23 protein-coding genes, 2 tRNA genes and 1 pseudogene are annotated in these 22940 nt (G+C 61.5%); 9 read left to right on the top strand and 17 right to left on the bottom strand.

The genetic code is table 11. The annotated features are described in order from the left end of the window. Positions 1-30 precede the first annotated feature (30 nt). The 3 genes from Q3Y53_RS08335 to Q3Y53_RS08325 are packed head-to-tail and all read right to left on the bottom strand — an operon-like array spanning position 31 to position 2527. Positions 31-456 (bottom strand): DUF3119 family protein, encoded by a 426-nt coding sequence (locus Q3Y53_RS08335; protein WP_303534989.1) that lies wholly within the window; start codon positions 454-456, stop codon positions 31-33. Beyond that, the gene (locus Q3Y53_RS08330) at positions 453-1202 is read right to left on the bottom strand and encodes an ABC transporter permease (protein ID WP_303534988.1); all 750 of its coding nucleotides are present in this window, start codon (positions 1200-1202) and stop codon (positions 453-455) included. The genes Q3Y53_RS08335 and Q3Y53_RS08330 overlap by 4 nt, the downstream gene beginning before the upstream one ends. Beyond that, positions 1199-2527 (bottom strand): MFS transporter, encoded by a 1329-nt coding sequence (locus Q3Y53_RS08325; RefSeq protein WP_303535332.1) that lies wholly within the window; start codon positions 2525-2527, stop codon positions 1199-1201. The genes Q3Y53_RS08330 and Q3Y53_RS08325 overlap by 4 nt, the downstream gene beginning before the upstream one ends. Positions 2528-2658: 131 nt before the next feature. On the opposite strand from Q3Y53_RS08325, the gene Q3Y53_RS08320 reads away from it, so the two are divergent. Next, positions 2659-2729: transfer RNA gene (locus Q3Y53_RS08320), tRNA-Gly, on the top strand. A 4-nt stretch (positions 2730-2733) separates the two neighbouring features. On the opposite strand, the gene Q3Y53_RS08315 is transcribed toward Q3Y53_RS08320, so the two are convergent. Next, positions 2734-4839: a glycogen-debranching protein gene (locus Q3Y53_RS08315; protein WP_303534986.1), complete on the bottom strand. Its 2106-nt coding sequence runs from the start codon at positions 4837-4839 to the stop codon at positions 2734-2736. A 41-nt stretch (positions 4840-4880) separates the two neighbouring features. On the opposite strand from Q3Y53_RS08315, the gene Q3Y53_RS08310 reads away from it, so the two are divergent. The 5 genes from Q3Y53_RS08310 (at position 4881) to Q3Y53_RS08290 (ending at position 7643) form a co-directional block, all read left to right on the top strand. Further along, a complete protein-coding gene (locus Q3Y53_RS08310) occupies positions 4881-5540 on the top strand; it encodes an MBL fold metallo-hydrolase (RefSeq protein ID WP_303534984.1) in 660 nt (219 codons plus the stop codon). A gap of 133 nt (positions 5541-5673) precedes the next feature. Further along, positions 5674-5949, top strand: coding sequence for an HU family DNA-binding protein (locus Q3Y53_RS08305; RefSeq protein WP_006850925.1), 276 nt, complete (start codon positions 5674-5676; stop codon positions 5947-5949). A 66-nt stretch (positions 5950-6015) separates the two neighbouring features. After that, the gene (gene gluQRS, locus Q3Y53_RS08300; protein ID WP_303535330.1) at positions 6016-6897 is read left to right on the top strand and encodes a tRNA glutamyl-Q(34) synthetase GluQRS; all 882 of its coding nucleotides are present in this window, start codon (positions 6016-6018) and stop codon (positions 6895-6897) included. 66 nt (positions 6898-6963) lie between these two features. Continuing rightward, positions 6964-7152, top strand: a complete 189-nt coding sequence (locus Q3Y53_RS08295; RefSeq protein WP_303534962.1) for a hypothetical protein — start codon at positions 6964-6966, stop codon at positions 7150-7152. A gap of 233 nt (positions 7153-7385) precedes the next feature. Next, positions 7386-7643 (top strand): hypothetical protein, encoded by a 258-nt coding sequence (locus Q3Y53_RS08290; protein ID WP_303534960.1) that lies wholly within the window; start codon positions 7386-7388, stop codon positions 7641-7643. A gap of 9 nt (positions 7644-7652) precedes the next feature. On the opposite strand, the gene Q3Y53_RS08285 is transcribed toward Q3Y53_RS08290, so the two are convergent. From Q3Y53_RS08285 to Q3Y53_RS08265, 5 genes are all read right to left on the bottom strand, one after another. After that, positions 7653-8432 (bottom strand): prohibitin family protein, encoded by a 780-nt coding sequence (locus tag Q3Y53_RS08285; RefSeq protein WP_226425227.1) that lies wholly within the window; start codon positions 8430-8432, stop codon positions 7653-7655. Between the two features lie 113 nt (positions 8433-8545). Continuing rightward, positions 8546-9274 carry a succinate dehydrogenase/fumarate reductase iron-sulfur subunit gene (locus tag Q3Y53_RS08280; protein WP_303534957.1) on the bottom strand — a complete coding sequence of 243 codons (729 nt, stop codon included), beginning with the start codon at positions 9272-9274 and terminating at the stop codon, positions 8546-8548. Beyond that, complete coding sequence (locus Q3Y53_RS08275; RefSeq protein WP_303534956.1) at positions 9271-11190, bottom strand: fumarate reductase/succinate dehydrogenase flavoprotein subunit; 1920 nt, start codon at positions 11188-11190, stop codon at positions 9271-9273. The genes Q3Y53_RS08280 and Q3Y53_RS08275 overlap by 4 nt, the downstream gene beginning before the upstream one ends. Continuing rightward, positions 11187-11813, bottom strand: a complete 627-nt coding sequence (locus Q3Y53_RS08270) for a succinate dehydrogenase cytochrome b subunit (RefSeq protein WP_303534954.1) — start codon at positions 11811-11813, stop codon at positions 11187-11189. Before Q3Y53_RS08270 ends, Q3Y53_RS08275 begins: the two co-directional genes overlap by 4 nt. Continuing rightward, on the bottom strand, positions 11813-12739 hold the full coding sequence (locus Q3Y53_RS08265) for a bestrophin family ion channel (protein ID WP_303534952.1): 927 nt from the start codon (positions 12737-12739) through the stop codon (positions 11813-11815). The genes Q3Y53_RS08270 and Q3Y53_RS08265 overlap by 1 nt, the downstream gene beginning before the upstream one ends. 111 nt (positions 12740-12850) lie before the next feature. Between Q3Y53_RS08265 and Q3Y53_RS08260 the strand changes: the two genes are divergently transcribed. Together Q3Y53_RS08260 and Q3Y53_RS08255 are read left to right on the top strand one after the other, a co-directional pair. Further along, positions 12851-13903 carry a hypothetical protein gene (locus tag Q3Y53_RS08260; protein WP_303534951.1) on the top strand — a complete coding sequence of 351 codons (1053 nt, stop codon included), beginning with the start codon at positions 12851-12853 and terminating at the stop codon, positions 13901-13903. Next, complete coding sequence (locus Q3Y53_RS08255) at positions 13903-14961, top strand: hypothetical protein (protein WP_303534949.1); 1059 nt, start codon at positions 13903-13905, stop codon at positions 14959-14961. The genes Q3Y53_RS08260 and Q3Y53_RS08255 overlap by 1 nt, the downstream gene beginning before the upstream one ends. A 110-nt stretch (positions 14962-15071) precedes the next feature. Here Q3Y53_RS08255 and Q3Y53_RS08250 read toward each other — a convergent pair. Next, positions 15072-15144 (bottom strand) — tRNA-Thr (locus tag Q3Y53_RS08250). A gap of 43 nt (positions 15145-15187) precedes the next feature. Between Q3Y53_RS08250 and Q3Y53_RS08245 the strand changes: the two genes are divergently transcribed. After that, entirely contained in the window at positions 15188-15460 is a 273-nt protein-coding gene (locus tag Q3Y53_RS08245) for a DUF3493 domain-containing protein (RefSeq protein WP_303534947.1), read from the top strand. Positions 15461-15820: 360 nt separating this feature from the next. On the opposite strand, the pseudogene Q3Y53_RS08240 reads toward Q3Y53_RS08245, so the two are convergent. The 7 genes and pseudogenes from Q3Y53_RS08240 to Q3Y53_RS08210 form a co-directional block, all read right to left on the bottom strand. Further along, positions 15821-16381: pseudogene (locus Q3Y53_RS08240) on the bottom strand (low-complexity tail membrane protein); the annotation flags it as partial. 14 nt (positions 16382-16395) lie between these two features. Further along, the gene (infB, locus tag Q3Y53_RS08235) at positions 16396-19734 is read right to left on the bottom strand and encodes a translation initiation factor IF-2 (RefSeq protein ID WP_303534946.1); all 3339 of its coding nucleotides are present in this window, start codon (positions 19732-19734) and stop codon (positions 16396-16398) included. A gap of 69 nt (positions 19735-19803) precedes the next feature. Next, on the bottom strand, positions 19804-20082 hold the full coding sequence (locus Q3Y53_RS08230; RefSeq protein WP_303534944.1) for a YlxR family protein: 279 nt from the start codon (positions 20080-20082) through the stop codon (positions 19804-19806). Further along, on the bottom strand, positions 20079-21530 hold the full coding sequence (gene nusA / locus Q3Y53_RS08225) for a transcription termination factor NusA (RefSeq protein WP_303534942.1): 1452 nt from the start codon (positions 21528-21530) through the stop codon (positions 20079-20081). Before nusA ends, Q3Y53_RS08230 begins: the two co-directional genes overlap by 4 nt. A 54-nt stretch (positions 21531-21584) precedes the next feature. Next, the gene (gene rimP / locus Q3Y53_RS08220) at positions 21585-22052 is read right to left on the bottom strand and encodes a ribosome maturation factor RimP (RefSeq protein WP_303534941.1); all 468 of its coding nucleotides are present in this window, start codon (positions 22050-22052) and stop codon (positions 21585-21587) included. A 110-nt stretch (positions 22053-22162) separates the two neighbouring features. After that, a complete protein-coding gene (locus Q3Y53_RS08215; RefSeq protein ID WP_226425239.1) occupies positions 22163-22420 on the bottom strand; it encodes a hypothetical protein in 258 nt (85 codons plus the stop codon). A 58-nt stretch (positions 22421-22478) separates the two neighbouring features. After that, positions 22479-22940: a hypothetical protein gene (locus Q3Y53_RS08210; protein ID WP_226425240.1), complete on the bottom strand. Its 462-nt coding sequence runs from the start codon at positions 22938-22940 to the stop codon at positions 22479-22481.

The following is a 22940-nucleotide window of genomic DNA, read 5'->3' as shown; positions in this document are numbered from 1 at the left end:
AAATGTGCACGTATTCGTTGCGAAAACGTGCTACGGCTCGTTTGTTTTCGTGTTGCCTTTCGGGTCCTCTTTCGGTACTTCCAGTGCTCCAACCCGCAGTTCCAGCTGTTCTCGCAGCTCCTTCGGGCTGAACAGGATCGGCAGGAAGTGAATGCTCTGGGTCTCGCGGAAATAGAAAAGGCCTGGCAGCCCAGGGGCGAACAGCCGCCAGCTCAACCATTGGTCGTAGGGGAAACGCCTTAGCTCGCGGCCGTTCTGCCACACGATCAGAGCGTCTTCTTTGAATTCCAAGCGAAGGCTTGCGCTCTGGATCAGCAGGAACAGGCCGAACAGTGCCACCACCAGCGTGGGCCAGGGGGACAACGGCAGCGGCAACAGCGCCAGGCCAAGGGCCACCACCAGCAGTGGCAGCCGAACGTCCGGCTTAAGGGTGACGGGGGCGGGGGTTGAACTCATGCTCCGAACAGCACCTGGGTAAGAACGACATCCATCAGGGCCACCAGGATCAGGATCATCACCACCGCGCCGGTGGTGCTGGTGCCCACTTCCTTGGGGCCGCCGCGGGTGGTCAGTCCCCAGCCGCAGGCCACCGTCGCGATGATCAGTCCGAACACCAGGGCCTTCACCAGCATGAACGGAAGGTCCAGTGGGGCCATCCAGGTGCGCACCGAGGTCCAGAACACCGCTGGAGGGATGTTGTAGAGGGCCGTGCTGGTGAGTTGGCCCGACCACACCGCTACGAGGAAAAAGAAGAAGCACTGCACGGGTGCCATCACCACCATCGCGATCATCCGGGGCACCACCAGGTACTCCACCGGATCGGTGCGCAGCATCGTGATCGCGTCGATCTGTTCAGTCACCTTCATTGTGCCCAGCTGGGCGGCGTAGGCGGTGGCAACCTTGCCCGCTAGCAGGCAGGAGGTGAGCAGGGGGGCGATCTCCCGCGCTAGGCCGATCGCCAGGATGCCGCCCACCGTTGATCCCGCCCCCTGGCGTGTGAGTTCCGCGGCCACCTGAATGTTGAACACCGAGCCGGCTGCCACCGAGATGATCAGCACGATCAGCACGCTGCCCGGGCCAGCGTCGAGCATTTGCTCAAACAGCTCCCCCCGATCAATGCGGCCGCGCAGGGTGGCGGCCACGGCCTGGCCTCCGATCAGCAGGCTGGCGCCCAGGCGTTTGATCGAACGGGGCGTGTTCATCCGGCGGCCTTCTGCAGGTGGGCTCCACGGTCGGGCCAGCCTCGCATCACCACAAGACCAAGCAGCACAAGGATGGCGGGAATCAGGCCCATGCAGAGCCGGATTGCTAGCAGGGCTGAATCCGGCTGTTCGATGAAACTCAGCGCCCCGCTGCAGTTGCCTCCCTTGGCGGAGATATAGCCCGTGAGCGAGAGCAGGCTGCCGAACACCGACATGGTGAGGCCGATGATCAGCTTCTGGCCGAACACCATCCAGGCGGTGTAGAGCCCGGCGGGTTTGCTCGGGTCAGCGTCGATCGCATCGGGCAGCAGCGACCAAGGGATCAGATAGGCGGTGGCGGCCCCTACCCCCACCAGGGCAATCAGCCCCACCAGCGGCAACAGCTGCAGCAGGCTGGGATCTGTCGCCAGTGGCGGGAATAACATCGAGAGCAGGCAGGCGCTGATCCACAGCCCTGCGCCCCAGCGCAGGGTGGCCACCCGTCCGATGCGGTTGCAGAGGTTGCTCCAGAGCTGAAGGCCCAGCAGGGCAGCGATCTGAAAAGGCAACAAGATCCAGGTGGAAAGGTTGTTGGGCACATGCACCACCTGCACCAGCCAGATCAAGGCCACCACCTGCATCAGTTGCAGGCCGAACCAGAGCAGCAGGTACAGCCCCAGCACCTGGCGGAAGCGGGGGTTGGCCATCACTCGTTTGAGCTGCTGCATCGGCGGCTCGTTGTTGGGCACTGGCCTTTGGGCCCGCTTGGCGTACGGGGCCAGCCCCCAGCAGCAGAGCAGTGTTGTGGTGGCAGCGATGCTGCCGGTGATCCGGCCCATCGCCAGGTAGCCCCCGCCCCCATCGGTGAGCACCACCGAGGCCACAATCAGTCCGCTCAGGCCGGCCAGGATGGAGCCGGTGAACCGTGCCGCATTGAGGCGGGTGCGAATGGCGGTGTCGGGCGTGAGCTCGGTGCCCAGGGCGGCGTAGGGCAGGTTGACGCTGGTGTAGGCGGTCATCAGTAAGACCGCCATCACGGCGTAGTAGATCGTGCGCTGCACCGTGTTGCCCGGTGGCACCCACCACATCGCCGCCAGGCTGATGCCCAGCGGTAGGGCTGCTGTCAGAATCCAGGGCAGGCGCGGGCCCCAGCGGCTGCGGGTGTGATCGCTGAGCCAGCCGATCAACGGGTCATTCAGGGCATCCCAGACCTTGCTCACCGTGAGCAGGGAACCGGCGATGAAGGCCGGCAGGCCGGCGGCGCAGATGAAAAAGGGGAAGAGATAGAAGCCCAGCTGGGTGGCGGCAAGTCCGGTGCCGGCGTCGCCCAGGCCGTAAGCAAGCATCAGCCTGCGGCGGGATCCCTGCAGGGATGCGTCGGTCGGTGTCACGCGGAGGCTTCAGGCAGGCGGATTGCCATAATGAATGCGTGCATACGTCACCACCACCCCCTTGGGCAGTGGTGTGTTTGTACTACGCGGGTGTTGTGTAATGGTAAGACCTCAGCCTTCCAAGCTGATGACACGGGTTCGATTCCCGTCACCCGCTCTGATCACAACCGAAGGTCAGTCGTTACCTCTTCGGCAAGCAGCAGCACGAAACTGCGGCTCTGCAGCGGAATTTCCACCCCGCTGAAATTGGCCGGCTCTGCTGGGAAATCCTTGGGGCTGGGCAAGGAGGTGTCGATCACCCGTTTCCAAGGGGAGGCCGGAACTGGCAACTCAAAGCTCAGGCTTTCTTTGTAGGCGTTGAAGCCCATCCACAGCAGTGCACCGTGGCTGCCGCGGTGGAGGCTGGTGGCCGTGGTGCGGCTCCAGGCCGCCCAATCGGGCTTGGCCAGGCTCACCCCGTGCCATTGACGCCAGAGATCGCTGCGCTGCTCCGAAGGCTGCTCCGCTGATTTGCGGTTGCTTTCCCGTGGCGGCACCAGTGGATTGAACAGTTGCGGCAGGGCCTGGCGCAGCCGCAGCAGGCGTTGCAGAAACTGCTTGAGTTCCAGGTCGCAGTGGTCTTTATCCCAGACCATCCAGCCCAGGGGGCTGTTCTGGCACCAACTGTTGTTGTTGCCTCCTTGGCTGCGGCCCACTTCGTCTCCCATGAGCAGCATTGGCACGCCACGGGCCAGCAGCAGCGAGCTGAGCAGGTTGCGTTGCTGACGCCGCCGCAGGCTTTGCACCAGAGGATTGCTGCTGGGGCCTTCGATGCCGTGGTTCCAGCTGTTGTTGTGGTTTTCGCCGTCGCGGTTGTCTTCGCCGTTGGCCAGGTTGTGCTTGCGGTTGTAGCTCACCAGATCCGCCAGGGTGAAGCCGTCATGGGCGGTGATGAAGTTCACCGAACGCCCCAGGGCCACGGGCTTGCCGTCATAGAGATCGGGGCTGCCCTTGAACCGCTGGGCCAGGGTCCAGGTGCTGTGGTCGTCACCCTTCCAGAAGCGCCGCACTCCGTCGCGGAAATGGCCGTTCCAGGTGCCGATCCGCTTGGCGGGAAAATCCTCCAGCCGATACAGGCCGCCGCAGTCCCAAGGTTCACTCACCAGCTTGAGGTCGCTCAGCTGCGGGTCGGCCTCCATCGCTATGAATAGTGGCGGTTCGTCCAGGGGTTTGAGTTGATCGCCGCGGCTCAGGGCGATGCCCAGGTCGAAGCGGAAGCCATCCACCCCCAGCTCCAAGGCCCAGCAGCGCATCGACTCGAGGATCAGCTGGGTGCTGATCGGAGCATTGGCAGCGATTGAGTTGCCGCAGCCGCTCACGTCCTGATAATCGCCGACGTCGTTTTGGTGGTAATAGACGTTGTCAGCACAGCCGCGCCAGCTCAGCGTTGGGCCATGACGGTTGCCCTCGGTGGTGTGGTTGTAGACCACATCCAGCAGCACCTCGATGCCGGCGTCATGGCAGGCGGCCACCAGTTGGCGCACCTCATGGCGGGCCTGCAGCGGATCGCCGCTGCTGCAGTAGCCGTGGTGGGGTGCGAACCAGCTCAGGGGGCTGTACCCCCACACGTTGTCGCGCCCCGGGGGGGCATCGGCCGGGTCGAAGCAGAACACCGGTAACAGCTCCACAGCCGTGATGCCCAGCTCCTTGAGGTAGGGCAGCTTCTCGATCAAGCCGAGGTAGGTGCCGCGGTGCTCTACGGCGACTCCTGCATCCTCGCGGCGGGTGAAGCCTCCCACGTGCAGCTCGTAGATCACCGTGCGTTGCCAGCTGTGGCGTGGGCGGGGATGGGCCTGAAAATCGAACAGGTCCCGTTCGCACACCACCGCCTTTAGGCAGGCATGGGCGTTGGGTGAGGGCCCGGTGGCCAGCACCCGGTCGTAGACGTCCCAGCCACTGATGGCTCGGGCGGCGGGGTCCAGCAGCACCTTGGAGGGCTGGAAGCCATGGCCCCCCGGCGCCAGCGGCCCGAAGACCCGGTAGCCGTAGCAGCAGCCTTCGTTGAGCCCTTCGACCTCGACGTGCCAGTAGTCGCCTGAGCGGTGACGTCGACCATCCAGTTCGATCACCCGCTCTGGGCTGCGTTCGTTGCTGTTGCTGTAAAGCAACAGCTCAATGCGGTCGGCCCCGGGAGCCGCCAATACAAAGTTCACCCCTCTGTTGGTGAGGCTGCTGCCCAAAGGCCAGGGAGAACCGGGGTGAATGCCACTCAAGGCCTGTTGGGGCATCTCGACTTCAAACTAGTGGTTAGGTCCGTTGTTTTGAACCAATGGCGATGACCACCACACTTGAGGCTGGTCGGCCGCCGCAGCAGCTGCGCGACGACCTCTGGTTGTTTCCACCCAACCGCGACAGCCAAGGCGGCAGTTCCTGGTGGCTCGATCTCGATCCCGAGCCCGTGCTGGTGGACTGTCCGCCGTTGACGGAGGCCAGCCTCACTTCCCTGCGCCAGCTGGCGGGAACCCGCAGGCCAAGGATTCTGCTCACCAGTCGTGAAGGGCATGGGCGCCTGCGTCGCGTTCAGGAGCGCTTGGGATGGCCGGTGCTGGTGCAGGAACAGGAGGCCTATCTCTTGCCCAATGTTGAGCCGTTGGAGACCTTTGCCGAGGAACACACCACGGCGAGTGGATTGCGGCTGTTGTGGACGCCAGGACCGACGCCGGGGAGCTGTGTGGTGTTCGCTCCGGCACCAAATGAGCTGTTGTTCTGCGGGCGTTTGCTGACGCCATGGGCTCCAGGGCAGCTCGCACCGATGCGCCATGCCCGCACATTTCATTGGCCCAGACAGCTGAATAGTCTGGCCAAACTCAGGGATTGGATTCCCCCAGATGCGAGTCCCCAACTGCTGTCTGGGGCTGCGCTTGGTGCCTTGCGTGGGGAGCGGCTCGTGCCCTTCAGCGGTTGGAGCGATGTTGCGGAGAACTGCTAAAGCGTTGCGGCACAGCACGTTTCGCTTGCAGCAACCGGTTGCCCTCCATACGATTGGGCCGCTTGGGGAAGGCAGCGGCGAGCCCACGACGCCGTATCTGAGCCGTCTCCCGCCCCCCGACTCTCTCTAACCAATGAACAAAGCTGATCTGGTGAATCTGGTGGCTGCTCGCACCGAGCTCACCAAGACCGACGTCTCCATGGTTGTCGACGCCGCTATCGACACGATCATCGACTCCGTGGTGGAAGGCAAGAAGGTGTCCATCCTGGGTTTCGGTTCCTTTGAACCCCGTGAGCGCTCCGCCCGTCAGGGTCTGAACCCCAAGACCGGCGAGAAGATTGCGATTCCCGCTAAGCGTGTTCCCGCCTTCACCGCCGGCAAGATGTTCAAAGATCGCGTTCAGGGCTGATCAAGGCCTCAACCTCGTTCTCCAGGCGGCCCAGTGGGTCGCCTTTTTTGATGGCTGTTCGAGATGATGGTTGTTCCGGAGCATCTGCAGCAACATCTGGCGGCGGGGCGAGCCTTGGCTGCCGCAGGTGACTACCGCGGACGTTTCGCCCCATCTCCCACGGGAGTGCTCCATCTGGGCAACCTGCAGACCGCCCTGCTCTCGTGGTTGGCGGCGCGTCAGGCCGGTGGTGCCTGGTTGCTCCGCATCGATGACCTCGACACACCGCGCAATCGCCCTGGTGCCATCGAGGCGATCCAAAGCGATTTGCTCTGGCTGGGCCTGGAGTGGGATGGCCCGGTGGTGCTGCAGAGCGAACGGCGTGGCACTTACCACTCCTGGTTGTCGTGGTTGCGCCGCTCCGGAAAGTTGTTCGCTTGTCGCTGCTCCCGGCGGGAGCTTGCCGATCAGCCGATCTACCCCGGCTTCTGCCGGACGGCTGGGCACAGCTGGGGCTGGCAGCAACAGCGGCTTCCCAGTTGGCGCCTGCGGGTTGCCGATCACGATCCCCACGGCAGTGGCGATGTGGTGCTACGGCGAGCCGATGGCTTCATCGCTTACCAACTCGCCACCGTGATCGACGAACTCAGTTTCGGCATCACCGATGTGGTGCGCGGTGGTGATCTGCGCGAGGCCCTGCCAGCTCAGCGCAGCCTGTTCGCGGCCCTTGGTGAATCTCCTCCCCAGTTCCGCCATGGGCCGCTGTTGCGCGATGCCAAAGGTCAAAAATTATCCAAGCGTGAGGCCAGTTCAGGCCTGGAACCGCTCCGCATCGCTGGGTTGGATGCGGCCGCTGTGATCGGGCGCTTGGCTTCAGGTCTTCAGCTACTTGAACCCGGTGCACGCCTAACTGCAACAGAGTTGCTTGAACACTTGACGCAGCAGAAGATCAATGCAGTGATTTCTTAAGGAACACTTCGGGATCAGTGTCGGGTTTTCGCCCCACACTGAACCCATCGTCTGATCCTTGGGATCATGTGCACGTGCACCGTCTGTGGTGGCAGTGGAATGCAGAGGGTTTCGGGAGATCGCTTCCGAACCTGCATCGTCTGTCTTGGAACCGGTCAGCTCAGTTCCGCGGTGCAATCCGCACCGTTGAACCACCAACCCCTCAACACCCCAGGCCTGGCCAGACTCACCTGTCCGACCCGTCCCCTGGCTTGATTCTCAGCCCAGGGGAGTTTTCTGATCGTTCTGGATGACGAAGTAGGCGGCCGTCGCCACAACGATCAACAGCGGCACCGCAGTGAACAGCAGCAGGGCAATGGCGGTCCAGTCGGTGTACACGGCGGTGCGATAAGTCGAAGTTGAGGCATCATCTCAGCAAATCGCCCCCCTGAGACCTGCTCGCGCGCTCCGTCACAGTCCTGCTGGTTCTTGGCATAGCAGCCCCTGTGGTGCGGGCTTCGCCTTTGGCAGCCTTTCAGGCCCGAGCAAGGCTCTGCCTAGAGCAGGGCCATCCTCAGCTGTGCGAACAAGCCTTGATTGAAGCGGAGGCGCTGCAGCGACAGGCGTCGGCTCGCAGTGCCTATCCGTGCCAGACCCTTTTGCTTGGGGTCCAGGCGGATTTGGTGATGCAGCAGCTGCAGGCGGGCCGCGGCGCCCAGGCCGTTGCCGACCTGCAGGCTGCGACCCGCGGATGCGCTGGGCTCTGACGCATCCCGTTATTGCCCGACAATCACCGGCGGCGTGCTCCCCCCGCGAATGGGCGGCACCACCTTTGTTTTTCCGTCCCACTTGTCAAGGAACAACTTGTAGAGAACGCTGTCATTGAGCGAGCGGGTCAAGGTCTGAAACTTCAGGGCCTCTTGCTCGGCGATCTGAACCTCTGTTTTGGCGCGCAGAAGTTGCTGTTGAGCGATTTGCTTCTGCTCGATTGCTGCTCGGTATTCCTCAGCAATCTTGAGGCCAGTGATGTCCAAACCTTTAACCGCTACATAGTCGAATTTGCTTAGTTCATTGGAGACGCTTTCTTGTACAAGGGTGGAAATGTTGTTCCAGTCGGTGGCGATAGTGTCGAGTTCATACTTTGAGAACACTGACTTCAGGGATTTCAGCAGTGATGGCTGAATTACCCTTGCGTAAATCGCAGAGTCATCGGTGGCAATCGTGCTGTAGATCCTGGGGGCTTCCCCGGGCTTGACCGCATATTTCACCGTGGCTGTGGCTTCGATTACCTGTAGGTCTTTGGTGAGTGTTGAGAATTTTTCGGGGATGACCTGCGTTCTGACGCTGAAATTATGGGTCGACTGAATGAACGGAAGTTTGAGGTTCAAACCCGGCTCTCTTGGGGTGTCGGAGACTTTTCCAAGGGTGGTGACAACGCCAACCTCACCGGCGGGAACAACGAACACGCTGGAGAGCAGGGCAATGCCGCCAATGAAGATGGTGGTCATGCCAACCACCGTTTTGGTGATTTGCTCCGGCTGGGGGTTGGATTGCATGTTGCTGGTTTGGGTCGATATTTAAAACAGTAGTGATTTATTGTTGATCATCAGGAAAAAGTTTCTGATGATGACTGGGCTGTTGCACCAGCGATTGTGGTGTTCTTGCGCAGTCAGCTCCTGCGTTCGCGGTGCATCCAGCTGATCCAGTCTGCGGAAATCTCCTGGGGACAGACCGCCTCGCATTCGAGGTTGCTGCTGCAGCTGCCGAAGCCCTCTGCCTCCATCTGACGTTGCATGGCGTCGGCGCGGCCGGCCCGTTCCGGTTGTCCCTGCGGAAGCTGGCCCAGGTGCGCCAGCTTGGCGGCCACGAACAGGCTTGCTGAGGCATTACGGCAGCTGGCGACGCAGGCGCCACAACCGATGCAGGTTGCTGTGCTGAAGGCGCTGGCGGCTTGCTCCCGGCCCACGGGCATCGCATTGCCGTCCGGGGCCTGGCCGGTGCCGGTTGAGCAGTAGCCGCCGGCGGCGATCAGCCGGTCAAAGGCGGAGCGGTCCACCATCAGATCCTGGATCGGAGGAAAGGCCTTGGCTCGCCATGGATCCAGGGTCAGCACCTCGCCATCGCTGAACTCCCGCAGGTAGAGCTGACACACCGATGTGGCGGCCCGAGGGCCATGGGCCTGGCCATTCACCAGGAAGCCGCAGCTGCCGCAGATGCCTTCGCGGCAGTCGTGTTCGAAGCTCACCGGCCGTTCTCCGGAGCTGATCAGTTGTTCGTTGAGCTGATCGAGGGCCTCCAGCAGGGAGAGGTCGGGGGAGACGTTCTCCAGCCGATGGCTCTGGTAACCACCGGGTTGATCGGCGCTGCTCTGCCGCCAGATGCGCAGGGTGAGTTTCATTTGTAGCTCCGGGTGCTGGGTTGCAGCGCGGTGAACTGCAGCGGTTCGCTGTGGCGGATCGGTTCACCGTCTGCCCTGTGTTCCCAGGCCGCGATGTGGGCGAAGTTCACGTCATCGCGTCGGGCTTCGCCCTCGTCACTTTGGTGTTCCTCGCGGAAGTGGGCACCGCACGACTCCTCCCGGGCCAGGGCATCCCGCAGCATCAGCTGGGCTAGCCCGAAGAAGTCCTTCACCCGCAGGGCTTTCTCCAGCTCGGCATTGGGGCCGCTGGCCTCGCCAGGCACCCGAACCTCGGCCTCGAATCGCTGTTCCAGCGCCCTCACCTGCTCCAGTCCCTCCCGCAGATCATCGGCATGGCGGCTAATTCCGCAGCGGTCGATCATCACGCTGCCTAGCTGGCGATGGAAGCTGTCCACCGGGGTGTTGCCTTCGCTGTTGATCAATTGGCTGATGCGGCGGCGGGTGCTTTCCAATGCCTCGCGGCAAGCAGGGTGATCGCTGGGTACATCCTGCGCCGGGGTGCCAGCCAGCCAAGCCGTAACCGTGGACGGCGCGATGAAGTAGCCATCGGCGAGCCCTTGCATCAGAGCGCTGGCGCCGAGGCGGTTGGCACCATGTTCGGAGTAGTTCGCTTCCCCCAGCACAAACAGGCCGGGGATCGAACTCATCAAGTGGTAATCGACCCAGAGGCCTCCCATCGTGTAGTGGGGTGCGGGGTAGATCCGCATCGGCTTTTTGTACGGGTCGTCGCCGCTGATGCGCTCATACATCGTCATTAGGTTGCCGTAGCGGGCCGCAATGGCACCTTTGCCTTCGGCTTTGATCGCATCGGTGAGGTCGAGGTACACCGACCGGCCCCCTGGGCCAACGCCCCGCCCCGCGTTGCAGAGTTCTCTGGCCCGCCTCGAGGCAACATCCCGTGGTGTCATGTTGCCGTAGGTGGGATACAGCCTTTCAAGGAAGTAGTCGCGTTCCGCTTCGGGAATCGCATCGGGTTGGCGTGTCTCTCCAGGGTTCTTGGGCAGCCAGACCCGTCCGTCGTTGCGCAGGCTTTCGCTCATCAGCGTCAGCTTGCTCTGGAAGACATCACCACTGGGAATGCAGGTGGGATGGATCTGGGTGAAGCAGGGATTCGCGAACAGCGCCCCTTTGCGGTGGGCCCTCCAGATCGCACTGGTGTTCGACTTCAGGGCATTGGTGGAGAGGAAGTAGACGTTGCTGTACCCACCGCTGCAGAGCAGAACCGTGCGGGCGGTGTGCACCTCCAGTTCACCGCTCAGCAGATGGCGCGCCACCACACCGCGGGCAACCCCTTCCACGGTGATCACCTCGAGAACGTCCCGGCGGGTGAGCAGTTGAACGCGGCCCAGCTCCACCTGGCGCATCAAGGCCTGGTAGGCGCCATAGAGCAATTGCTGGCCCGTCTGCCCGCGGGCATAGAAGGTGCGGCTCACAAGGGCTCCGCCAAAACTGCGGGTGGCCAGGCTGCCGCCGTATTCGCGCGCGAACGGCACCCCCTGGGCCACGCATTGATCGATGATGCCGCTGCTGATTTCCGCCAGCCGCTGGCAGCCCGCTTCCCGGGCGCGGAAGTCGCCCCCTTTGAGGGTGTCGGCGAACAGGCGGCTGATGCTGTCGCCATCCACCGCCACAGAACGTGCGGCATTGATGCCCCCCTGGGCCGCCACCGAGTGAGCGCGGCGCGGGCTGTCGTGGAAGCTGAGCACCGTCACCCGGTAGCCCTGTTGGGCCAGAGTCGCAGCTGCGGAAGCGCCCGCCAGGCCGGTGCCCACCACGAGCACATCCATCTGCCCTTTGCGGAGGGGGCTGATCAGCGGCAGTCCTTCGCGGGTCCTTCGCCAGGCATCGGCGATCGGACCAGCGGGAATCCTGGGATCAGGCAGTCCGTTCGTCATGCCAACCCTCCGATGGCCAGTCCCAGACTGATCAGCAGGAAGCCTCCACCGATCCCTGACGCCAAGAGCCGCCCCCCCCAACGGATGCTTGAGCCGTTGGCCGGGGTCAGTAGACCCAGGTTGCGGTGTCCTGCTTCAGTGCCATGCAGCAGGTGCAGGCCGATGGCCAGGCTTCCTGCGGCATAGATCACCAGGCTGATCGGTTGCTGCAGCACCCGTTGCAGCACCTCTCGTTCCAATCCATCGGCCGGGCGTGGCCAGCGCAGTTGCTGCAGGTGCAGGGCCAGAAATCCCAATGTGACCACACCGGCAGCAACCTTGCTGCGGCTGGCAAGCGCCTGGAGCGGTTGACCGCGACGGCTGTTCAGAGCAGCTGTGTTTCCAGCACCCCGATTCCGTAGCGTTTTGGCGACGGTGAAACTCAGATGCACGGCTGTGGTGGCGGCCAAACTGACTTCCAGCACGGGCAGCCATGGTTGGTGATGCAGGGCCGTGGCGTAATGCTCGAACTGCACCGGTGCGATCAGGGCGGGCAACAAACCGGCCAGATGAACCACAAGAAAAAGCGCCAGCAGCAACCCGCTGATGGCCGATCCAATGCGCATCACGGTTGGCACCTGCATCAATCCCAGAAAACAGGATTCCTGCTGGGACGATATCTGCCGTAGTTGAGTTCTCTCGGCATCAGGTCTTCACTGATTCCCACGCAGATCGTATTCAGGGGCATTGAAAAGCTGCTGCCGTCTTGATCGAAAGGCCCTTCCACATAGGCCCCGATGCGCTCAGCAATCAGGAACCCGAAGAACAGCAGAATTCCCGTAAGCGCTGAACCCTGGCTTTCAAACGACAGAAGCAATTGAGTTCCGAACACCCAATTGATGACGCGAACGAAGAGGTCATAGGGCGGTGGAATCGGGGTGTTGCGGATCCGTTCGAGACCACCAACGGCATCTGTCATGGCATCACTGATCTCCAGCAAATGCTTGCGGCCCCACTCGTGGATCCATTGATCTTCGGCCAGTTTCTGAATGCCCATCATTCGTTGAACCGAAAGGCTCCGAACTGTGCTGTCGTCTGGCAGTGCGAGCTGATCCAGCAGTTGTTGTCGCATCAGCTGTAGGTCTGGATGCCAGAAGTTGCGCAACTGAAAGTTCAATTGCCAAACGATGGCCACCTGAAGCTGCACCAACTGCTGTGTTCGTTCACTGCGCCATTGCTGCTCGCTGAGCAACCCGCGCAGGCCGTCAGCCCAGACACGGCTTTTGTTCACAACTGTTCCCCACAGTGTTCGCGCTTCCCACCAACGGCTAATGGCTTGGGTGTTGCGGAAACCGATGAAGATCGACATGGCGATGCCCAGTACCGCCACCGCCCTCGTGCTGAGCAACCAATCTTTGAGGTGAATGTCGAGCGGGATCAGCACGGCACTCATCAGCACCAGCATCGCCAGGTCCACTTTCGCCCGTTTCACCAGTTGCAACGTCACACGCCAGTAGTCGCGTTGGTTCGTGGCCGCTGGGTTCCCATAGCTGCCTGTTTCGAACGCCACACCTCTTGATGGAAGGATCACAGAACGTGCACGGCGGTGGCCTTCAAGTATTGCCGTTGTCATCGTGCGGGAAGTTCTTTGAAGCCGGACTTGCGCGTTTCGTCCCGTCGCATGCGTTGGCTGATCACGCTTGTGGCGACAGTGCTTGTCATGAGCTTGTCGTTGCAACCGTTTCTGAAAAAGGCTCCACCCCTTCCTGCAACAACATCTTCTCCAGTTTTTGACTGGGACAGACTCTCTGAAACGCTGATTGATGTTCCTGAAGATCAGGTTGACTCCCCAGGGGTTTTGCAGGTTGGCTCATACATCACCAATCTGAGTGATCTTGACCTTCTTGAAAATCGCTTTTCAATACAGTTTTTTTTGTGGTCGATTTGGTCCGGTCCTGCTGATCAAAATCCCAGTGATTCTCTCACCGTCCTGAATGGTATTTATGACGGTGACATACAGCGTTTTGAGAAAGTTCGCCAAGAGTCCCGTGCCGATGGACGCATCTGGAGTCTTTACCGAGTCCGTACGCAGGTAGTGCAACGCTGGCAGTTGAGTCGCTATCCCTTTGATATGCAGCACTTGCAGATTGAGGTGGGTTTTCTGGACCCGCTGAATCAGATTGCTTTGCAGATGGTGCCATCCAATAGCTTCTCTCTGAGTCCAGGCTTATTCCTTCCCGGTTGGTTGCTGCATGATTCAGAGGCCTTCCCTTCCAAGATGGCTTTCATGAGTGATCTTGGCTCTGGGGCCACGCCAGGCTTGCCTTTGATTCGTCAGAAAACATTGGTATTCCAAATCCATCTGGAACGGGTGAGTTTGCTGTGGTTTACCCCTGATTTTCTTGGATATATTTTGGCTGTTGGTCTTTGCTGCATGGCTCTTCTGATAAGTCGTAGTCGTGACGATTTGATTCTAGCTGCGGTTGTTTCTGCAGGCGGTAATTATGTATTTATTGCGGGTAAGTTGCCTGTAACTGCCATGAGTGGATTCATTGGTAATCTTCAGATTATTATTTTTCTTGGAATACTTTATGTGGTTGGTGCGGATGAGTTGATTGATAACCATTTGGCTCAGTATTCCAAGCAGGTTTCTGGCATTCTGCGGCGCTGCCTGTTGCCCAGTTATTTGGCCTTTACGTTGTTTGGCGTTTACTTGATTATCCCCTCAGGTTGATGCCCTTGTCTCGCTTTGGCTCGCAAACCCTCGCTTCCGTTGGCCTGAGCCTCTTGGTGGTTGTTGGGGCGTTTCTGGCGATCCGACCAAGGTTTTCGGAAGGTCGACTCCGTCTGGACAACAAGCATCTGCTTACACCTGTGGAGGTGCAGGCCATTCCCGATGGCGTGGTCCCCGTTGTGCTGGGTCGTGATCTTGGTGATACGGAGCGGGAGTTCAAGACTCAACTACTGCGCTTGATCATGGAGCGCAGTGGTGTGGATTTTGCCTTTGGGCTCACCGCTGAAGATCTCTCGCAGGATGCCGCCGTTGATGCTTTGGCATCAGGTCAGCGGGTCGGAGAAAAGAACCCCCACGCCATCACCATCGGGGTCTATGGCGCAGGTCGAGCCTTGAATGATCGACTTCGGGTGATTCCGATTCCCATCACAGGAGGTGTTTTAGGGCTTCGGGTCGGTTGGACTCACGACAATCGCCTGTTGAGGCTGGAGGCCGTCGACAACTTGCAGGATCTGCGTGCTTTGACGTTGTTGCAGGGGCATGGTTGGAGTGAGTTGGATATTTTCGACGCGGCTGGGTTGAAAACGTTTGAAACGGCCGGGGATAATTTATTTCGGCTCGTTGATCAGCAGAGGGTGGATCTGCTGTTGCGTGGTGTTGCTGAAATTGAGGGTGAACAGGTGGTGGCTCGTCGTTTTTCTGATCAACTTGTTCTTGACCCCCATCTTCTTGTGGCTTATCCGTTCGCCGGTTTCTTTTATGTAAGCCCCGACAACAAAAGACTGGCTGATGCTGTGAAAGCCGGGTTTGAGGAAATTAGGCGGGATGGCTCTTATCAGCAGCTCCTTGAATCTCAGCTCTACACCTCTTGGCTACGTGATCGCCTGAAGTTGAAGCAAAGACGAGTGATTTTTATTCCCAACCCAGAAGCACGTGGCGTTCTCGACGACGTTGACCCACAGGATTGGATTGTTCCCTGGGGATTGCTTGCCGACGGAAAAATTCAGACGGGTGAACAGCTGTGTGCCGTTCCTCGACTTGCCGCACTTTGCAATTAGAACAAGGCTTTTTCCTCTGATGTGTCGTTGCCAGAGGGATCGTTCAAGCTCTTGACACTGACCAAGAAATGCGTTCAACGCGTGCTGAAACGACGGTAATCATGATGTGAAGCCGATGACCTGACTTGAACAGGCGACCCACGCTTTACGAAAGCGTTGCTCTACCGGCTGAGCTACATCGGCGGCAGTTTCAATTTAACATTTGCTCTGAATCCAACTTGGACGATTGTCCGATAAATCCCGCCCAAAATCTGGCCTGGATCCTGCCTTGAGGGAACGCTTGCTCAAGGAGTCACAGACCCCCTGGCGTGGGCTCAGACGGTTGGTCTGGTTCGCTCTCTTCGCCTCCGCTGGACTCGGCCTGTTCACGATGGTTTTTCGTGCTTCCGCCGGCGGCACTGTCGACCTGTCTGATTTCGGGATCCAGGGCGGTGCTCTCCTGCTCTTCTCCGGGCTGCTCTGGTTCGACCGGAATAGAGGCAGCAGCAGCGACGGTTGATTCCGAGGGGGCTGGGGGCATTGCGTTTTGTTCTTCATCTCTATCGGCATCATCCGCACCGATGTCTTCAGATGCGTCGTTTTGGGCCTCTGCATCGACGGGGGCCGGTGCTTCGGCCTCAGCCTCCTTAGATACGTCAGCTGGCACCTGATTGATGGTTGAGCGCTCTTCGTCTGTATCTTCGTTTTTAGAAATGTCGTCGTCGCTGACATTTTCAGTGCTGGTCTCTTCAGTGCTTGCTTGACCAGTGCTGTCGTCCGTTTCCGGCTCGGCGACTTCCACATTCATGGCCTCCTCGGCCCCTTGCTTGCTCGGCATTACTGCAGGCTCCGGCCATTCCAGGGCTGGGAGGTTGAGCAATTGCAGGCCAAGGCTGGTGCGTTGCGTTGCAACAGCGTCAGCATGAAAAGCCGAATCGGCAGGGGCAGCCGTTGCGCCCGAAGCCAACAACTGTGTTGCAGCTTGAACCAGCTGCTGCACTTGCCAGACCATCAAGGCCAGCAATGGACTTACCAGCAGCAGGGTGACCAGGCGGGATTGCCCCGAAACCGGGGAAAACTCACTCGCCAGCACGGCTGAATCATCCAACCACCAGAGCACGGGCAGCAGGATGACTGCGGTGATCACCACGGCGACGCGGCTGCTCAGGCCGCCGTGAGATGCACTGATGCGGAGTTGATCGCCCTTGCGGCTGGCCAGCGGCTGACGCACCAATAGCAGTGACCCCCAGTCGGCGGGGCGTCGCCACAACGCTACGGCTGGGGCCAATACCCCGACGCCCCAGATCAGAAATCGCTCCACACCAGGCACGGGGCCTGGGTCCGCACCGGCCAGGACCAGGCGGATCAGCAGCAGCTCCAGGGGGATGGCTCCAAGAGCCAGGCACTGAAGCCAGAGCAGGGGCTCGCTGCGGGGCTGCACGATCGCTTGCGGGGTCAGGTGGTGAGTTTGCGGCGTTGGGTGACCATCTTGAAGGCTTCAATGCGATCGCCTTCTTCCCAGTTGGCGAACCGATCGGTGCCGACACCGCATTCGAAGCCCGTGGCCACTTCTTTGACATCGTCCTTGTTGCGACGCAGGGAGTCGAGGTCGCCCTCGTAAACCACCTGTTTTCCGCGGTGAACCCGCACCCGGCAGTTGCGATGCAGCTTGCCGGTGGTGACGTAGCAGCCAGCCACAGCGCTCTTGCCGATGGTGAAGACGGCGCGCACCTCGGCTTCGCCCAGGGCTTCCTCCACCAATTCCGGTTCGAGCAGACCTTCCATCGCCATCTGGATGTCTTCCAGAAGCTTGTAGATCACGTCGTAGTCGCGAACATCCACCCCGGTGGCATCCGCCGCTTTCTTGGCGCCGGAGGCCATGGAAGTGTTGAAGCCCACGATCACTGCGCCGGAGGCGGCTGCCAGGTCGACGTCGGTTTCGGTGATCTCGCCAGGTGCCGACAGCAGCACCCGAACCTGCACCTCATCCTTCGGCAGCTGTTCGAGCGATCCCAGGATGGCTTCCACAAAGCCCTGAACGTCGGCTTTGAGAATCAGGTTGAGTTCCTTCAGCTCACCATCATTCGCCTGGCCGGACATGGCCGTGAGCGAGACGCGTCGTGACGCCATCTGCTGAGCGAGACGGGTGGCACGCGCATCGGAGGCGCGATCGCCGACGACCGCCCGGGCTGATTTCTCGTCGGGGTACACCTCGAACTCATCACCGGCGGTGGGCACCTCGCTGAAGCCCAAAGCCTCCACAGCGAAGGAGGGACCAGCTTCCTTGAGGCGTTGGCGGTTGTCGTCCACCATGGCGCGCACCTTGCCCAGCACAGGACCAGCGGCGACAACGTCGCCGGTCTTGAGGGTGCCGTTCTGCACCAGCAGCGTGGCCACGGGGCCTTTGGCCTTGTCGAGGTGAGCCTCGATCACTGTGCCGCGGGCCAGACGATCCGGGTTGGCCTGCAGGTCTTCCACTTCGGTGACCAGCAGCAGCATCTCCAGCAGCTTGTCGATGTTTTCGCCCTTGATGGCGCTCACCGGCACCATCACCACGTCGCCGCCCCAGTCTTCCGCCAGCAGGTTTTGTTCCGACAACTCCTGCTTCACCCGTTCGGGCGATGAACCTTCTTTGTCGATCTTGTTGATCGCCACCACGATCGGCACTTCCGCAGCCCGGGCGTGGCTGATGGCTTCCAGGGTCTGAGGCCGGACGCCGTCATCGGCGGCCACCACCAGCACAGCCACGTCGGTCACCTTGGTGCCGCGAGCTCGCATGGCGGTGAACGCTTCGTGGCCCGGAGTGTCTAGGAAGGTGAGCTTGCGCTGTTCGTTGTTGTGTTCGATCTCAACCTGATACGCACCAATGTGCTGGGTGATGCCTCCGGCCTCACCCGCAGCGACGCGGGCCTGACGGATGGCATCCAGCAGGCTGGTTTTGCCGTGGTCGACGTGGCCCATGACGGTCACCACGGGAGGACGCCGGATCAGGTGAGCCTTGTCGGTCTCTTCGATCATTTCGACGGTCTTCTTGGCCGCCTCTTCCACGTCGTCCTGCAGCACAGGCACGCCGAATTCGTCGGCGACGGCCTCGATCGTGGGCATGTCCAGGGTCTGGGTGACCGTGGCGATGATCCCTTTGAAGAACAGGGATTTGATGATTTCTGAGCTTTCGACGCTCAGCATGTCTGCCAGTTCCTGCACCGTGAGGTTGTCCTCCGGCACCACGATCATTTCGGGCCGTACCTGTTTGGCTTCCCGGGCTGCCCGCAGTTCCATGGCACGCCGGCGCTGACGCTGACGGGCAGTTTCCTTCTTGCGCTTGCGCATCGCCGCCACCGGTTTTGGTGCGGTGCGCTGCTTCGATTTGGGCTTGGCGGGACGAGCCAGGCTCGCCGAGAGAACCATGTTCTCCTGTTCGCCGGCGAAGCCGCCGGTCTGTGCCGCCAGGGAATCATCGTTCTCGCCAATGATGTGTACCTTCTGGCGCTGCTTCTGCGGCGAGCGGCTGCGCAGAGCATCGAGCCGGGCGCTGTCATCCCAGTCGGGCCGACCAGGGCGCCGCTGTCCTCCGGGACCGCCGGGACGGAAGCCGGGACGGCGGGGTGCTGAGGGGGCATTCGGACGTGCCACAGGTGGGGTGGCGGTTCCTGCCCCTGCAGCGGCTTTGGTGGGCGCATCGGGACGGCGGGGTGCCGGTGCCGCCGGCCTGCCGACAGGCTTCTGCAGCTGCATTAGCTCACCGGGAGCCACCGGTTTGCGCATTCCAGCGGGCATGCCGGGACGTCCAGGAGCTCCCGGACGGGTTGGCGCGCCAGGACGACCGCTGCCGGTGCTGCTGCCGTCGCGACGAATCGGCTTGCCGACCAGTTCAAGGGTGTTGCCGCTGCGGGGGGGCATCCCCGGGCGACCCTGTCGGGTGGGGGCTCCTGGACGGCTTGGACCACCCTGGCGTTGAGGCACGCCTGTGCCAGCAGGACGGCGGGGCACAGGTTTGCCCACCAGTTCAGGCCTGGGGGTTGGCCGTGAGGGTGCTCCGGGCTTTGCAGGAGCGCCGGCACGGGTTGGAGTGCCGGGCCGAGATGGGGCGCCAGCGCGGATGATCTGCGGCTTGGGCTGACCTTGGCCAGGGGTGGGCCGTGCTGGACTTCCAGCCCCTGCGGGACGCGGCGCCGGGCGAGCGGGTGTAGGCCGCGGCGTGGGTGCCGTGGGTTTGGCAGCAGTCTTGGGCTTGCTCACCAGTTCCGGTTTGCCCTCAGCCTGCTTGCTGACGACCTGCGGCTTGGCCGCGGCAGGCCGTGGCATGGGCTTTGCTGCCGTTGGTCGCGCTGGGACTGCAGGTGGTTTCTGAGGCGCGGCGGGCCGCGCAGGGGCTGCCGACGATTTCGCCGGGGCAGGGGCCGGCTTGCTGATCACCGGTTTGGGCGTGGCCGCTGCAGGAGGCTTCGGGGCCGCTTGTGGCTTGGCTGCCACTTGGGGCTTGGCGGCAACAGGCTTGGCGACCGGTTCTCTCACCGCTGGGGTGGGTTTGCTCGGGGCGGCAGGGGCTGCTTTCTGCACCGAGAGGATGGCCTTCCCCGGTGCGGGCTTGGCAGGGGCCGCGGCAGCGGGCGTCGCACCATTCCCGCCTTTCCCAAGCAGCGAACGGATCTTCCCGGCTTCAGCGTCACTGATCGAGCTGCTGTGGCTCTTCGCAGCGATCGAGAGCTTTTCAGCCGCATCCAGCACGTCCTTGTTCTCAAGGCCGAGGTCCTTGGACAGCTCGTAAATTCTGACTTTGCCGCTGCTGGTCATTCAGTTCGGGTCTCCGATCGGTCCGGGCATGGAATGCCGCGGTGGCCACTCACAACGTGGGGCCAATGTTCAGTCTGCCTCAGCGGATTCACCAACGCTTTGGTTAAGCCGCTGTTTCAACACCGCAAGCACTGTTTCGGGCACCTGACAACGCAGGGCTTTCTGCAGACGTTTGCGACGGGTCGCCTCCTCCAGGCAGTTTTCCTCGCGGCAGAGATAGGCCGAACGGCCCATCCCCTCATCGAGGAGAACTCCGTCCTGATGGTCGCGGATCACCCTCCAGAGTTGGCGGCGATCCAAGAGTTGGCGGCAGGCCACGCAGCGACGCAGGACGGGACGGTCACTCACCGGACCTGCTCCTGATCGGCATCGGCATCGGTATCGGTATCGGCTTCAACCGCTGCGTCCGTGGTTTCAGTTTCGGTTTCGGTGCCGGCTTCCAACTCAGCGGGCTCCTCCTCCGAGAATTCCTGCTCGGGCTGCTCCTCGCCGTACTCCTCCTCGTCTTCGGGCAGCGGATACAGCTCCCTCAGGCGTGCATCCTCTTCCGCCCGAGCGGCCTGTTCGACGGCCAGCCGTTCTTCGGCTTGCTGCTGGAGGGCTTCCTCTTCCTCACGCTGGGAGATCAGCTCCGCAACCACGGCATCCTCTGCCTCTTGGTCGTATTCGGTGGAGTTCTTGATGTCGATCTTCCAGCCGGTAAGTCGGGCGGCCAAGCGCACGTTCTGGCCTTCGCGGCCAATGGCCAGGCTCAGCTGATCGGGGGGCACCAGCACATGGGCGTGCTGGCCCACGGGATCCACCAGGCGCACCATTTCCACTCGAGCGGGGCTGAGGGAGTTAGCGATGTACTGACCCGGATCGTGGGACCAGCGAATCACGTCGATTTTTTCTCCACGCAGTTCGTTCACCACCTGCTGGATGCGAGAGCCGCGGGCGCCAATGCAGGCGCCGACAGGGTCCACCTCGCGTTCGATGCTGTCGACGGCCACTTTGGTGCGAGGGCCCACCGAACGTGAGGGGGGATTGGCTTCACGGGCAACGGCCACGATCCGAACGGATCCTTCCTGGATTTCGGGAACTTCGTTCTCGAACAGGTAAACCACCAAACCGGCGTTGGAGCGGCTGACGAACAGCTGCGGTCCCCGGCGGGGAACTTCGCTCACTTCTTTCAAGAAGACTTTGAAGGTGGCGTTGGCGCGGTAGTTGTCGTTGGGCAGCTGATCGCGCCGGGGGAGTTCTGCCTCCACTTCCGGACGGCCCAGGCCTGAGCTGACCGCCATGATCACCGACTGGCGCTCGAAGCGGATCACTCGGGCCGTCAGCACCGGATCCTCCAGATCAGCGAATTCCTCTTGGATCATGCGGCGCTGCTGATCCCGCAGCTTTTGGGCCAGCACCTGCTTGGTGGTGGCGGCGGCCATGCGGCCGAAATCTTCTTTCTCCGGCGTGACATCCAGCACCACCGTGTCGCCCACCTGGGCGTCATCGGCCACCTGCATCACCTCGGCGATCGCGATCTGGTGGTCTTCACTCTCGACCTCATCAACAATGATCTTACTGGCGAGAACCCTGTAGCCCTCTTCCTCAAGGTCGAGGCCAACGTCAAAGTTGCTGAAGTACTCCTCATCAAAGGGGTCTTCGCTGATCCCGAGATACAGGGTGCGCCTGTAGCGCTCGTAGCCCTTCAGCAGGGCCTCGCGCAGGGCCGCTTCCACCACCTGGGGAGGCAGCTTCTTCTCTTCACTGATGTCGTCGATCAGGTTGGTGAGACCGGGAAGCAGGACGAGAGCCATCGCGTTGGGTTAGGGGGAAAGAAGGGAGCGGTTACAGGGGTGTGAACGCTGGGTTCAGCTGCCTGGACTCGTGAGGCGGACACCGATCACGCAATCCCGAGGAATCCGTTTGATTCGCCCGCGAATGTTGATCTGCAGCGTGTCGACGTCGCGTTCGAGCAAGAGGCCCTCCAGACGTTGCTCGCTGTCGTCCTTGTCGCGGTGATGAACCTCCACGGGGAAACCGCGGAAGGTTTCAAAGTCGCGATCGCTGGACAGCTGGTCGCCGATGCCGGGACTGCTGATCTCCAGAACATACGCGTCAGTGAGCAGGGAAGAGGCCTCAAGGGCATCCCCCAACACGCCGCTGAAACCCGCGCAGTCATCGAGGCTCACATCCGCTCCATTGCTGTGGCGGATCTGTACTTCCAGGGTCATCGGGCTCATGTGAGTGAGCAGCTGAATACCGCAAAGGGAAAAGCCTTTGCTCGCGGCCACCTCGGTGGCCAGCGTTTCCAGATCTGGAAGCAGAGGGTGAGGCAACGCAAACTGAGGGAGGACGTCGGTCCGACGTGCATTTCAGTTGTGACCGATCTCCCGCAGGGAGATGCCCGTCGGACACACCTTCAATGTACGGGACTGTCTACCCGCCGTCAGGTGTTGCCCAGGTCGATGGCTGGTGCATCAGGGAAGGCATCGCCAGGCTGCTCGGAGCCGCGCCCGTCGGAATCCTGATTGATGCACAGGCGTCGACGCTCCGGATCGGTCACGTACTGACAGACGCGACTCCAGAGTTTGCTGCGGCTGCCTTGGGGGCCATTGCTGAATGTCACCACACCGGGAAGGCCAGGCCGGTCTTCGATCACGACCTGGCAGAGCTCACAGCGTTGTGAAGCGGCGGATTCGCTCAAGAGTGAAGCTCACAAGACGGATTGACCCTAAGCAGTGGACTGAAGACCCGCTGTGCGATCAGTGGCAGCCCTGAACGGAGATCCGGTAGCTGAATCCAGTGGCTGCCGGATCGTTGTTGGCGCCGATCCTGAAATTCACCTGGCTGATGCTCTTGCCTGGCACCTGCTGGAAGGGACCGAACATCCGGCCGGTCCCCACGGGCGGCTGCAGTTGTTCATCGGCCACCTTGCTGTTGCTGCCGTCGCTGAACTTGAGGAAGGCCTGGATGGGATAGCTGCTGGGATCGTTGGAATCGGCGGTGAAAAAGAGCTTGAAACTGCGGTAGGGCTGATCCACCACGAAATCGGTGTTCCAGTTGGTGCGGCCGACGGCTTTGCCAAGCAGCCCTTTGGGTCGCTCCACCTTCTTTTTCACGATGGGATCGCCACCTCCCACAGGAGGCAGGAAACTGCAGGCGGCCTGGGCCTGCAGTGGCATGAGCAGCAGGCCCAGCACGGGCAGAACAGTGAAGGATCGCAT

The sequence above is a fragment of the Synechococcus sp. YX-04-1 genome (genome assembly GCF_030546365.1).
Classification (GTDB): Bacteria; Cyanobacteriota; Cyanobacteriia; order PCC-6307; family Cyanobiaceae; genus Parasynechococcus.
The sequence above is the reverse complement of the archived record's forward strand: the minus strand, read 5'-3'. Positions and strand labels throughout refer to the sequence as shown.